The organism is Parapedobacter sp. 2B3, assembly GCF_041925275.1.
Classification (GTDB): domain Bacteria; phylum Bacteroidota; class Bacteroidia; order Sphingobacteriales; family Sphingobacteriaceae; genus Parapedobacter; species Parapedobacter pyrenivorans_A.
In genome coordinates this window covers 59,960-73,397 of record NZ_JBHEUZ010000001.1, presented here as the reverse complement: position 1 = coordinate 73,397, position 13,438 = coordinate 59,960, and the positions used below count along the sequence as shown (strand labels likewise).

General features: G+C 49.2%; 12 protein-coding genes. 7 read left to right on the top strand and 5 right to left on the bottom strand.

Annotated features, from left to right (window positions below):
* Positions 1–186 precede the first annotated feature (186 nt).
* From ACEVG1_RS00275 to ACEVG1_RS00255, 5 genes are all read left to right on the top strand, one after another.
* The gene (locus tag ACEVG1_RS00275; protein ID WP_374741511.1) at positions 187–816 is read left to right on the top strand and encodes a response regulator; all 630 of its coding nucleotides are present in this window, start codon (positions 187–189) and stop codon (positions 814–816) included.
* A gap of 184 nt (positions 817–1,000) precedes the next feature.
* Complete coding sequence (locus ACEVG1_RS00270) at positions 1,001–2,890, top strand: PQQ-binding-like beta-propeller repeat protein (RefSeq protein ID WP_374741510.1); 1,890 nt, start codon at positions 1,001–1,003, stop codon at positions 2,888–2,890.
* A 102-nt stretch (positions 2,891–2,992) separates the two neighbouring features.
* The gene (locus ACEVG1_RS00265; protein WP_374741509.1) at positions 2,993–3,448 is read left to right on the top strand and encodes a hypothetical protein; all 456 of its coding nucleotides are present in this window, start codon (positions 2,993–2,995) and stop codon (positions 3,446–3,448) included.
* Between the two features lie 75 nt (positions 3,449–3,523).
* Positions 3,524–4,363, top strand: coding sequence for a hypothetical protein (locus tag ACEVG1_RS00260; RefSeq protein WP_262249044.1), 840 nt, complete (start codon positions 3,524–3,526; stop codon positions 4,361–4,363).
* Positions 4,364–4,391: 28 nt separating this feature from the next.
* Entirely contained in the window at positions 4,392–4,655 is a 264-nt protein-coding gene (locus ACEVG1_RS00255; RefSeq protein WP_374741508.1) for a hypothetical protein, read from the top strand.
* 119 nt (positions 4,656–4,774) lie between these two features.
* Here the strand turns inward: ACEVG1_RS00255 and ACEVG1_RS00250 are convergent, their stop codons facing one another.
* From ACEVG1_RS00250 to ACEVG1_RS00230, 5 genes are read right to left on the bottom strand one after another with little or no spacing between them, the layout of a single operon-like run.
* Positions 4,775–5,758 carry a bifunctional riboflavin kinase/FAD synthetase gene (locus ACEVG1_RS00250; RefSeq protein ID WP_374741507.1) on the bottom strand — a complete coding sequence of 328 codons (984 nt, stop codon included), beginning with the start codon at positions 5,756–5,758 and terminating at the stop codon, positions 4,775–4,777.
* Positions 5,745–6,467, bottom strand: a complete 723-nt coding sequence (gene truB, locus ACEVG1_RS00245) for a tRNA pseudouridine(55) synthase TruB (protein ID WP_374741506.1) — start codon at positions 6,465–6,467, stop codon at positions 5,745–5,747. Before truB ends, ACEVG1_RS00250 begins: the two co-directional genes overlap by 14 nt.
* The gene (locus ACEVG1_RS00240) at positions 6,467–7,261 is read right to left on the bottom strand and encodes an undecaprenyl-diphosphate phosphatase (RefSeq protein ID WP_374741505.1); all 795 of its coding nucleotides are present in this window, start codon (positions 7,259–7,261) and stop codon (positions 6,467–6,469) included. Before ACEVG1_RS00240 ends, truB begins: the two co-directional genes overlap by 1 nt.
* Complete coding sequence (locus ACEVG1_RS00235; protein ID WP_374741504.1) at positions 7,258–7,500, bottom strand: DUF3098 domain-containing protein; 243 nt, start codon at positions 7,498–7,500, stop codon at positions 7,258–7,260. Before ACEVG1_RS00235 ends, ACEVG1_RS00240 begins: the two co-directional genes overlap by 4 nt.
* Positions 7,501–7,509: 9 nt before the next feature.
* Positions 7,510–8,388, bottom strand: a complete 879-nt coding sequence (locus ACEVG1_RS00230) for a cell division protein FtsX (RefSeq protein WP_374741502.1) — start codon at positions 8,386–8,388, stop codon at positions 7,510–7,512.
* Positions 8,389–8,492: 104 nt separating this feature from the next.
* Here ACEVG1_RS00230 and leuS point away from each other — a divergent pair, with 104 nt between their 5' ends.
* Both leuS and ACEVG1_RS00220 read left to right on the top strand, forming a co-directional pair.
* Positions 8,493–11,282 (top strand): leucine--tRNA ligase, encoded by a 2,790-nt coding sequence (gene leuS / locus ACEVG1_RS00225; protein WP_374741501.1) that lies wholly within the window; start codon positions 8,493–8,495, stop codon positions 11,280–11,282.
* Between the two features lie 35 nt (positions 11,283–11,317).
* A complete protein-coding gene (locus ACEVG1_RS00220; RefSeq protein ID WP_374741500.1) occupies positions 11,318–13,438 on the top strand; it encodes a DPP IV N-terminal domain-containing protein in 2,121 nt (706 codons plus the stop codon).

Below are 13,438 nucleotides of genomic sequence, written 5' to 3'. Positions count from 1 at the left end.
GGAAAAACTTTCAACTTCGACAAAAGTAGGGTACGGTTTGTTGCCATGCCATCCGTGGGTTTAGGGATTTATATCCGTATTTCTACGGATAGCGGACACGAGTTTGATAATATGGCTTTTTTACGCGTACTGTCTTTTTCTTTTTGTAATTTTACCCCCCGATGATTCACCTGTGATGGATGTAATATGCAGATTAAGACGCTGTTAGTCGATGACCACGCCATTATCGTTGACGGGCTGGCGGCGTTGTTGCAGGATCATCCCGCTATCGTTGTCGGTGCCACGACTTCCTCGGCTAATTTCGCGCTTTCCTACCTTGTAAAGGAGCCTTTTGATTTACTGATTACCGACTATTCGATGCCCGATATGGATGGCCTTGCCTTGGTAAGTAAAGCGAAGGCAATCGTTTCAGATCTTAAAATCATTATGTTGAGCATGCATGACGAGCCGCATATCATCCGTGAAGTGATGGCGGCGGGCGTGGATGGCTATATCCTTAAAAAATATGCGCGGCAAGAACTTTTCCATGCAATCGATGCCGTGAATAGCGGCCGCCAATACTGGAGTGTCGAAGTTACCCGCGCTTTGCTAGCGGCCGAGAACGCCAGCACACGCACCCCGCAGGAGTTGACCGACCGTGAAATAGAAGTGCTCAAATTGCTGATCGAAGAGTTTACTAGTAAACAAATCGCTGAGAAGCTTTTTATTAGCGAACGTACGGTGGAAACTCACCGCAGTAACCTGCTGCGCAAAACCAATAGTACCAACACCATCGGCCTGCTGAAATATGCATTGGCCAAAAACTTGATTTCTTAGCCTCCAATCGCTGGCCGTATAATTTCCATCGGTAATAGCCTGTGCCTGCCGCGGTCCATCCGTGATTTCAGGTCGTCTTATCCGTATTTCCACGGATAGGAAAACCCGTGGAATTGGGGAGTCCATGCGCGGGGTCTTCCCGCTACCTTAGCTCCCAATTAATCAGTTACAATAATTCAACACGATGAAGAAATTAATTCTATTGCCATTAACAACGTTTGTTCTAATCGCGTCGGCGCAAAAGACTACGCCGGATTTCACCTATGACGTGGGTGGGAAGATTGCATTTATGCAGCTCACGGATGCCGGGGTGCTGCTGGTTGCAGGAAGTGGTGGGCTTGCGGGTATCCGCCCCGGGGCGGATACCCCTCATTTTATCTTTGAGGAGTACGGAAAGGTAAAAGAAGAAGAGGTGGAGGTTGTGCCACTGTCTCCCTATGTTATCATCACCCAAGGGGGGAAATCGCAGATACCGGGTACGATTTTCGCCAATTCTAAGCGTACCGTTATCGATGTCGTATCGGGCAAGGTGATGTTTGCCACGGAAGAAAACGGGTGGAAGCAGATCGCTCAGCTCAACATATTCCAACCGGAAAACAAGCTGGTCGTGGTGGGCAATCGTACCAAGGCGGAAAAAGAAGTACTGGCCGTGGGTATCTATGACCTGGCTACGGGTAAACAGGAAGGTTTCGCTAACCTCGATCCCAATGCCGGGAAAGCCAGGAGCGTGGCCGCCATACCGATGAGTTCCGGCGTACCGGTTCTTTTGGGCAACCGGGTATTGGTGCCGACAACCAAGAAAGTGGTATGTGCCGATTTGAAAGGGGGTAACCTCATTTGGGAAAACGATACCAAAAATATTTCCCAGATGGTTGCCGACCCGGCGGGCAACGAAATATATGGCTTTGAAGAACGTTCCAATGGCGACACCCGTATACACAAGTTTGGCAAGGACGGTAGTGTGCTATGGCCCAAAGAGCGGAGCTTGAAAGGTCGTGTTACCCGTTTCCAGATACTGCCCGGTGGATTGGCCGTGGTAACCGATGTATTTAAGGGCGGTGGAAGTAGCCTGGTAGGGCGTCTTACAGCTGGTGGAGAATCAAAAATCGCGTTCCTGAGCTCGGCAAGTGGCGAGGACCTATGGGATAAGGCACCCAAAACCAAAGGGTACGTCTCGCATTTCTACGTGATGGATGACGGCATCTTATTTGGATTGCACGAGGGCGGTATTAATAAGATATCGTTCGATGGGACACCGGTATTCAAAAAGCCTTTGAAGACTGGCGAAAATATTCATACGATGGCCAACACCCCGTTGGGCCTCCTCTATATTACCGATACCGATGCCAATATTGTTAACCTTGGTACAGGTGATGCGGTTTGGGCAAAACCCATCCAATATAAAAAAGCAAAAGCCGTGTCTAGCGCTTACGACCAGGCCAATAATCGCTACCTGATTAGCACAGGCGAGGAGGTACTGGCCATCAACGAAAACAACGGCGACGTAGGCACATGGGCCGAGGTGGAACTTGAGGGGAAAGAAAGTGTCAGCGGCATCGATGTGCGCGGAGCGGGCATTTTGCTTACTTCCGACCAGAACATGCTGTTGCTGGCAAACGACGGCAACGAGATTTACCATACCTACCATAAAGCGCCCGGCCAAAGCGGTGTCATGAAAGCAGCGATGGGGGTGATGACCGTCGCCTCGGCGGCTGTGGCGGCAGCAGCGGCTACGCAGTCGACCTACCATTATTCGCTGGGCAACTACAGCAGTGCCGGTGCCCAGCGAGCTAACCGGAACGCAGCCGCGGCAACAGGGTTTGAAAACATTGCATCTAGTTCCTACAGCGAAATGGTGAAACGTTTCAAAGCGACCATGGCCACAGAAGATGCACGCTTTATCCTGACCAGCCTCAGCGACGGTGTGGGCATTGTAAAAGTAAACAAGGATACGGGAAAGACCGAGCAAGAAATCGTGCTGAAAGACAAAAAGCCCGTGTATGAAGTGGACGACATGGCGGGCTATCTGTATTATATGTCTGGAAATAGCGAGATTTCAGCTTATAAGTTATAACGGTCCGGATACACTTTTCCCACACTCCGGCGCGGTATGGCGCCGGCATCTCGAAGGCGACTGCCCCCGGTGTTTACCGCAGGCAAACGAAGACCAACCAACATGCAAGAGTACGCTATTGAATATTTGGACCACGGTAGATTAGCCAGGGTCTTGGTAGTCGGTACGGTATTGCTTCTCGGTAGTTATCATTTGCTGCTACGGTTTCTGGAGGATGGGGTGATAGGCCTGGCCGTTGTGGGGGGAGGCCTTGCCATTGCCACAGGCTTGCTTTTTATCCGCAAGCATAAAGTCCGTCGGACAGGCGTTGTTTTGATTGGCTATGAGCGGATTGCGCTTGATGTGTTTAACCGCCTAATCATCGTTATCATTCACGATATCGCCTACTATCATATATCGCATTGCCATGGCGTAGCACTTACCTTGGTGTTGAAAGACGGGAAAAAAATCAGCGTGAGCGCCCACGATAGTTTTTGCGATTCGAGCAAGTTGCAACGGGCCTGTGAGGGTGTCCAACAGGCCTTGAAAGAATTTCGTGCCGGCAAGCAGATGCATTAAAAATACGAAAGACGGTAAGTCAATTGACGTCAGCGAAAGACCTTTTAATATGAACTTCTAAAACAAATGATCCAAATGAACAAGAACCTGTTATTATCACTTTTATTTGTAACCGGTAGCTACCATCTCGCCACAGCACAAAACTTTAACGACATGGTAAGCAACTCCGGTAAGAACCTTTTCACCGAGGGACGGTTCAAGATTTTCTTTAGGTATACGCACATGAGTGGTACTTATACCGAACCGCTTGCCATGCCCACGGTCAATTTTTCGATCAGATCTGACCGGTCGCATAAAAATGGTTTGCGGTATTCGTATGAGAATTCGACGATTGGTGATGGTATATTCACGCTTTTTAGAGGATTTAAACGCTTGAACAACGGGACAAACGGAAGTGCGGGAACAACCGTTGACCATACCGAAAAGACCCTTGCGTCCGGACTTGTGGGTTGGCATAAGATCGCCATGAACGTACTTTCAAGAGGCAGGCTCCTGGTCGCTCCAGGGATCAGTGTCGGTGACCACATGATTAGTACAACGTTGCGTACCGGTTCACAGGCAATCATTCCTATTGTCGGCCATGAAAACTATATCGGTGGGTCTACCCAAACCATCGATCCGGCAGGCTATTATTTTTATGCCGGACCTTACGTCATTGCCAGTTATGTCATTAATAGGCGGCTGTGGATAGATGCATACGCCAATTATGATTTTACGGTAGTTAAAGCATTTCACCCCAAAAAGAACTACGTGAAAAATGCGGACTACCCATTACCTACAGTGTGGATGTGCGGGGCAGACCTGTATACACCGCTTAAGGTATTTGCCGGGGTACGCTATGCAAAAATGAATGATACGGGGATTTACAAAAACAAGGCGCAACGCATCGATGTGTCGGTAGGGTATCATTTTTAGCTAACATTTCCAATACTATAATTCATAAATGAAGACAACGATCAAGTTGATGGGGCTCGTGCTATGCTCGGGGTTCATACTGCTGGCATCTTGCAAAAAAGATGACGAGAACAAGATGGGTGACGAAGGTGGCGACGCTACGTGCTATACCTGCGAAAACTGCCAGGGACAATACGGCCATATCATCAGCCGCCAATATTGCGTGGATGGTTTTGACAACCGGCAGGATTGGCTGGACATGAAAGCCACTTACGAAGGTGGCGAGAACCAGTGCGACTGCGCGTTTGATTAGTTTTTTGTCACGTGCCTTGCGTACGGGAGGTATGGATGAACCTTCCGTACGCAGCAGGCATATACTTGGCGCCATATCGGCCTAACCTGATGATGCGTAGCGAAGGATTTCGCGCAATACTAACCCGAGGTTCGATCAAAAAAAGCAAGTACTTGCTGTTCATCCATTTTCATTTGTTGGATCAGTTCTTCCATGTTTTCGAACCATTGGTCATGGCGCACGAAATGGAGGAATTTTACCCGCAGGATTTCGCCGTAGATGTCTTCATTGAAATCGAGCAGGTGCACTTCGATACTCCGGCTTACACCATCTACCGTGGGGCGTGTGCCGATATATCCCATGCCATATACGATACGTTCGGGCCGTTGAGGTATGTAAGGTCCCGTTTTGATGTCGGTTGGTTCAATGATGGATGTCTCCACGGCATATATGCCATAGGCAGGGATAAGCTTGTGGCTCTCCTGTGCCTGTAAATTGGCAGTGGGATAACCGATGCGGCGGCCTAACTGGTCGCCCCGGATGACTTTGCCTGTCAGTTGGAAGGGATAACCCAGGTAAGTGTTTGCGGTATCGATGTCGCCTTTGATGAGCGCTTCCCGTATCTTGGTTGATGATACCGCTACGTCATTGATGTCTTGTTCCGGAATCTGCTCTACGGAATAGCCATAGATGTCGGCGTAATCCAGCAGGTCCTTGAGCGAACCCGTGCGGTCTTTGCCGAAACGGTGGTCATAGCCGATGATAATTTTTTTCGTGCCGATTTTGCCAACAAGCACTTCGCGGATATATTCTTCGGGGGAAAGATTGGAAAAGTCGCGTGTAAAGGGCGTAATGATCAGATGGTCTATCCCCGCGTCGGCAAGACGTTTTACCTTTTCATCGATATCGCTGATGATGCGTAAGCTGTCGTCTTCGGGATGGAGGATGAGGCGCGGATGCGGAAAGAAGGTGAGCAGCACCGTTTCGCCCTTACAAGCCTTAGCCGATTCCCGCAGGGTACTTAAGATCTTTTGATGACCTACATGTACCCCGTCAAAGGTACCGATGGTTACCACCGCGTTGTCTAGCGGAATAAAATCTTCAAGGTTCCTATATATCTTCATTTGATGCTACAAAATTAACGCCCTTTATGCGTTTCACCAAATCCGGTAGTTGCCATGCGTCATCTACATCGAAATCGCCGATTTTCGTTCGCCGCAGCTGGCTCAGGTGGGCACCGTTGTTCAATGCCAAGCCAAAATCGTGTGCCAATGAACGGATATAGGTGCCTTTACTGCATACAACGCGGAACCCGATGTGCGGCACGTCGATGTGCACGATTTCAAACTCGCGGATATGCACCGTACGTGGCTTGACCACTACACGCTCTCCCCGGCGTGCTTTCTCATACACGCGCTCGCCACCGATTTTTATAGCCGAGTGGGCAGGCGGCAGCTGTTCGATTTCGCCAATGAACAATTTGGCGGTTTCCAGGATCTGCTCGTTGGTAATCCCTGCAAGGTCGAATCGTTGGTCTATTTCTTGCTCCAGGTCATAAGAAGGGGTGGTTGCACCCAGCGTAATGGTACCTGTATACGTTTTTTCCTGCGCTTGGAACTCATCAATCCGTTTCGTGAACTTGCCTGTACAGATAATCAGGAGGCCAGTAGCCAGCGGATCAAGCGTGCCCGCGTGGCCTACCTTAACTTTGAGGGGCTTAATGGCATTCCGTATCTTATGCACTACATCGAAACTGGTCCACCGTAGGGGTTTGTCGACCAAGAGCACTTCGCCATCGGCAAAATTAAGGGGTTGAGGTGTGGTGTGTACCATTATAAGATTTGCAGGCTATGCCCACCGAGCAGCATCGCCAAGATCGCCCCACCCACGATAATCCGGTACCAGCCAAATGCCTTAAAACCATATTTGGATACCACACCGATGAACGATTTGATGGCGATGATGGCAACGATAAAACCGATGATGTTACCGATAATCAATTGATTGATTTCCATGCCACTCAGGCCATACCCAGCATCGAAATGATCTTTCAGCTTGAGCACGGTGGCCCCAAACATCATGGGGACGGCCAGGAAAAACGAAAATTCGGCTGCAGCCTTACGTGTTAGGCTTTGCGTCATACCCCCCACGATGGTGCTGGCCGAGCGCGACGTGCCCGGTATGAGTGCCAAGCATTGGAAAAACCCAATTTTCAACGCTTGTGCGTAACTGATTTCATCCGAATTGTCTACGCGTGGTTTGTTGAACCATTTGTCGACAAATAATAAAACGACCCCACCTACGACCAACATGATGCCTACAATCATCGGGCTTTCGAGCAATCCATCAATGGCATCGCTGAATAAGTAGCCGAGGATCGATGCTGGGATAGCCGCAACAACCAGTTTATAGTAAAAGTCCAACGACCGGAAAAAGCGACGGTAATACAATACCAATACCGAGAGGATGGTGCCCAGCTGGATCGCTATTGTGAACAATTTTACAAAAGGGGTGGGCGATACGCCCATTAGTGCCGTTGCAATAATCATATGCCCGGTTGATGATACCGGTAAAAATTCCGTGAGGCCCTCAATGATGGCCAGCACAATCACTTCAAACAACGTCATTGACTGTCTCGGTGGTTTTTAGGTTTTATTAAAATAGCTACCACACCCAAGCCAAATCCAATGACAACCACCAGCGGTGCCAACGTTATTTTGGTGAAACTATAAATGTCTTCCGTTCCCGTCATCAGGATAAAGCCTAGAGCGACTACCGCAATACTGGCCAAAAACAACTGGTAATTCCGTTTGCCAAATACAAACGATGCTTTTTGGGGCTGTGAAGATTTTTTATAAGATGACATACGCTATGATTATCTGTACAATTCGTTGGATTTCAACCGCAGGTATTTGCTGACGGCAAAATAGGTGCTCAACCCCGAGATCAGGATGCCAAGGGCAGCCACGATTACAAATATGACAATAAATTCAAACCAGTTGCGGAGGAATACCAATTCGGGAATCTCCCGCTGTCCCAAATGTAGGGTTAGGAGTAGTAACAGAATGGCTATGAGCGCACCCAATAGGCCGTGGAGAATACCATACCCCAGAAATGGCCGCCTGATAAAACCCTTGGTAGCTCCTACCATCTGCATGCTTTTGATTAGGAAACGCTGTGAGTATATTGCCAGCCGGATGGTGTTGTTGATCAGCGCTACCGCAATAACCAACAATAATGCGGTAAATGCTAAGATGACAATGCCGATAGTCCGGATATTTTTATTGACCATGTCGATCAACGATTCCTGGTAAACCACCTCTTTTACCATCTCCTTGGCTGCAACCTTTTTGATAAATGTCTGAATACTGTCCGTATTGGCATATTCCGCTTTCAAATAGATGTCAATAGACGATAGCAACGGGTTGTGGCCTAGGAACTCAACGAAATCCTCACCCAATTCCTTGGAGAGGTTTTCTGCTGCCAGTTCTTTGCTGATGTATTCCGAACGCAGCACGTAGTTGTCGGATTCAAGCTCTTTTTGGTAGGCAAGCACGTTTCCCTCACTCACCCCTTCATTCATAATGATGTTGAGTACGATATTTTCCTTGACATAGTTGGAAAGGTTTTTTGCATGAACAAGCAATAAACCCAATGTGCCTGTCATCAATAACACCAATGCGATACTGATAACCGTGGATATGTATACGGATTTTGTTTTTTTTGAGGATGTACTTACTTCATACGCTTCCATCTTCACTTCGATTTGGAGGCGAAAATACTGATAAGATATGAGATATTGGCCATGGGATTGAGATTTTTTGTATTTTCGCGGTTCTTATTTAAATTCCGAGATTAATGGATTATCATCATCGTGCGATTGAGAAAAAGTGGCAGAAATTTTGGGCGGACCACCAAACATTCCGTGTAGATAATACGTCTGAAAAGCCGAAATATTATGTGTTGGACATGTTTCCTTATCCATCCGGTGCCGGCTTGCATGTTGGGCACCCGTTGGGGTACATCGCGTCTGATATCTTTGCACGTTATAAGCGGTTGAAAGGTTATAACGTATTGCACCCCATGGGGTACGATTCGTTTGGCCTTCCGGCCGAACAATATGCCATCCAAACCGGCCAGCATCCGGCGGTTACAACTGCGGCCAATATCAAACGCTATCGGGAGCAGTTGGATAACATTGGTTTTTCATTCGATTGGAGCCGGGAGGTGCGTACCAGCGATCCATCTTATTACCGATGGACCCAGTGGATATTCACGCAACTTTTCAGCGCATGGTATAATAAAGCAGCTGATCGCGCAGAACCCATCGATCGGCTGGTGGCGCAGTTCGAAGCGCAGGGATCTGAAGGAGTGAGCGCGGTTTGCGATGATGACGTCCGTTCGTTTAATGCGGATGAGTGGAACGCATTTACACCAGACGAGCAGCAGCGTGAACTGTTGAAATATCGGCTGGCTTATCTGCGTGAGAGTACGGTAAACTGGTGTGCGGCGCTGGGTACCGTGTTGGCCAACGATGAAGTGATCAACGGCGTCTCCGAGCGGGGCGGCTATCCGGTGGAACAAAAGAAAATGATGCAATGGAGCATGCGTATCACCGCGTACGCAGAGCGGTTACTCAGCGGACTGGAAACCATCGACTGGCCGGAGCCGTTGGTTGAAATGCAGCGTAACTGGATTGGTAAAAGTGTAGGGGCAAACGTGCGGTTCCCGGTTCCGGCGTTGGGTGCGGATAAGGCTATCGAGGTATTCACAACGCGGGTAGACACCATTTATGGCGTAAATGCATTGGTACTGGCTCCGGAGCACGAGTGGGTTGGGCAACTGACCACTGAAGCACAGCGGGTGGGGATAGCCAATTATATTGCGCAGACGAAAAAGAAGTCCGAACTCGATCGGATGGCCGATGCCCGGTCGGTATCGGGCGCATTTACGGGTAGTTATGCAGCGCATCCGCTTACAGGGCAACAGGTGCCAATATGGATTGCCGATTATGTGTTGGCGGGCTATGGTACCGGGGCCGTAATGGCAGTGCCATCGGGCGACCAACGCGATTACCGGTTTTCCACCCATTTCGATTTGCCCATTATCCCCATTTCTGATGCACAGCAACTGGATGAACAGGCGGACCCAACCAAAGAAGGCCGTTACATCAATTCAGGTATTATCAATGGGATGACCTATCATGAAGCCGTGGAAACGCTGATTGCCAAACTCCAATCCATCGGAGCGGGCGAGGCCACGGTAACCTATCGGATGCGCGATGCGGTGTTCGGTAGGCAGCGGTATTGGGGTGAACCAGTACCGGTTTATTTCGAGGCCGGGCTACCACAGTTAATTGATACGGATGAATTACCGTTGTTATTGCCCGAAGTGGATAAATACTTGCCGACAGAAACCGGTGAGCCGCCATTGGGCCGTGCGAAAGACTGGAAATATAGAGGTGCCTATACCTACGAATTAAGCACGATGCCGGGTTGGGCGGGCTCCAGTTGGTATTGGTACCGTTATATGGATGCGGCCAATGACCAAGCGTTTGCATCGAATGCCGCCGTGGATTACTGGCGGGATGTGGATTTGTATATCGGTGGGTCTGAACATGCTACCGGGCACCTGCTATACAGCCGTTTCTGGAATAAGTTTCTTAAAGATATGGGGCATGTGCCCGAAGAGGAACCGTTCAAGAAGCTGATTAACCAAGGGATGATCCAAGGGCGGAGTAGCTTTGTGTACCGTGTGCTTGATAAAGACGGGAAGGGTACAAACACCTTTGTTTCTTATGGATTGAAAGACGCATACCAAACGATAGACCTGCATGTCGACGTGAGCATCGTGAATAACGATGTGCTTGATTTGGATAAATTCCGGCAGTTCCGGCCAGACTTCGCCGACGCTGAATTTATTCTTGAAGGGGGGAGATACATCTGTGGCCACGAGGTGGAAAAGATGTCGAAATCCAAGTATAACGTGGTGAATCCGGATGACATCATTGAGCAATACGGCGCAGACACCTTGCGGATGTATGAGATGTTCCTTGGACCACTGGAGCAAAGTAAGCCTTGGAATACCAACGGGATCGAGGGGGTTTATAAGTTCCTCCGTAAGTTCTGGAAATTGTTTCACGATGCGGACGGAAATTATGAGGTCAGCGATGAGGAACCTGAAAAGGCCGAATGGAAAGCCCTGCATAAGATCATTAAAAAGGTGGAAGACGATATTGAGCGTTTTTCGTTCAATACCTCGGTCTCGTCCTTTATGATCTGTGTGAATGAACTGACCGACCTGAAATGCAACAAGCGTGCGATCGTGCAGGAACTTTGTATTGTACTGCAACCCTATGCGCCACATGTTACCGAAGAGTTGTGGACTTTGCTTGGTAACGAACCCGGCACCCTATCCTATGCCACCTATCCAACGTTCAATCCGGAATACCTGGTTGAAAACGAATTTTCGTATCCGGTCTCGGTCAACGGAAAAACGCGTTTGAACCTGACGCTGTCGCTCGACTTGGAGCAATCGGACGTAGAGAAGACGGTACTGGCCAACGAGGATGTGCTGCGTTATTTGGATGGGAAGCCCGTGAAGAAAGTGATTTACGTGAAAGGCCGGATTGTGAATGTGGTGGTTTGATGATTGGGAAATGACCAAATTTTACACATATGAATATGAATAGAACATCCGTTATTGCAGGTGCCTTTTTGCTGTTTATTTACAGTGTGGAGGCCCAAACCAAGCGCCTGGATCTGCAGCAGTCGCTAGGGCAGAAGGCATCGCTGACCAAATCCATCAATCACGTACAAGGTTGGGCAGATGCGCAACATTACATTGAGTACGATGTGCAAACCAAGCAACGTTACCAAGTGCACGTTAAAACGGGGGAACGTAGTGCGTATACCCCGCCTCCGACGAGTGATGTAGAAGTTTTTGTTGAAAACAACGATGTTTTCATCCGGCAAGGTACTGATGCGCCGCGGCAGCTTACGCAATCGCCAACGGTGGAAGAAAAGAACCCCACATTGTCGCCAGACAACCAGTACGTCGCTTTTACCCGAAACAATGATTTGTATGCAGTGAATGTATCTGATGGGCGCGAGGTACGGTATACGACCGACGCTACCGATGTTATTTACAACGGCTGGGCATCATGGGTATACTTTGAAGAGATTTTGGGACGCGCTTCGCGCTATCGGGCTTTCTGGTGGGCACCGGATAGCAAAACATTGGCCTTCATGCGGTTCGATGATACGCAGGTGCCCATGTTCCCGATATATGGGTCTACCGGCCAACATGGTTACGTGGAGCAAACCCGTTATCCGAAAGCGGGAGATCCGAATCCCGAAGTGAAAGTAGGTTTCGTGCCCGTAGCGGGCGGTCCCGTGGTTTGGGCCGATTTCAACACGGAAGATGACCAGTATTTCGGCCAGCCTTACTGGAGCTTCGATAGCGGCAATTTGATGGTGCAATGGATGAACCGCGATCAGACGAACCTCAAATTCTACCAGGTAAGCCCTAAGACCGGAGCGAAGAAGGAGATTTACGACGAACGCCAAGAAGCGTGGATAGACCTCAGCCACGACGAGCGTATCACCTACCTGAAAGACAACAAGCACTACATCTTGAAGAGCGACAAGACCGGTTGGGCGCATTATTACTTGTATAGGCTAGATGGCACACTTGTGAATCCGATTACCGAAGGGAAGTGGCAGGTTTCCTCGTTGGAGCTGGTTGACGAAAAAAAGAAGACCATCTATTTCACGGCTCGCAAGGAGCATTCGGCCACGGTGGATCTGTACCGCGTTGATTACGATGGAAAGAACCTGCGACGGCTCACGTTTGGCGACTATACCCACCAAGTGGCGGTATCGCCGGATGGAAACTATTTCATCACGACGTATTCTAATGTAAGCACACCTCCACGGACAGCGCTATTGGACAATAAAGGAAAGCTCATCAAAGAATTGGCGGATAGTAAAGCCGACGATTTTGATGACTATATTTACGCCAAAACCGAGCTGATTACGATCCCTACGCCGGATGGCTACGCACTGCCGGCTACCATAACATGGCCGACGGATTTTGATGAGACCGAGCCCCATCCGGTGATTTTCAGTATCTACGGTGGCCCCGATGCGGGTTCCGTTCGGAACACTTGGAAAGGTACAGCAAACCAGCACTGGGCTAATGAAGGCATCATCCAGATTAGCGTAGACCACCGGGGCTCCGGACATTTTGGCAAAGAGGGGGTGGCGCTGATGCACCGCAACCTCGGTCATTGGGAGATGGTGGATTACATCACGGCGGCCAAGTGGCTGAAAAGCAAACCTTGGGTAGCGAAAGATAAATTGCTCATTACGGGCCACAGCTACGGCGGCTACATGACCTGTTTGGCACTAACGAAAGGTGCCGATTATTTTGACTACGGTATTGCCGGGGCACCGGTAACCAGCTGGGAGCTATACGATACGCATTATACCGAGCGGTATATGGATACGCCCCAGGATAACCCCGAAGGGTATAAGCAGGGCTCGGTGTTGACGTATGCCGACCAGTACAAAGGGGTACTGCGCATTTTACATGGCGATATGGATGATAATGTGCACATGCAGAATACCATTCAACTGGTGGATGCATTAACGGATCGGGACAGGCATTTCGAGTTGATGATTTATCCGGGTAGCCGGCATGGTTTTTCACGCGAGAAATCTAACTACGACAGGAAGGAGCGTTACCGTTTTTACTACCAATATTTGTTGGAAAAGCCAGTGCCCGAAGCACTGAGGCAGTAG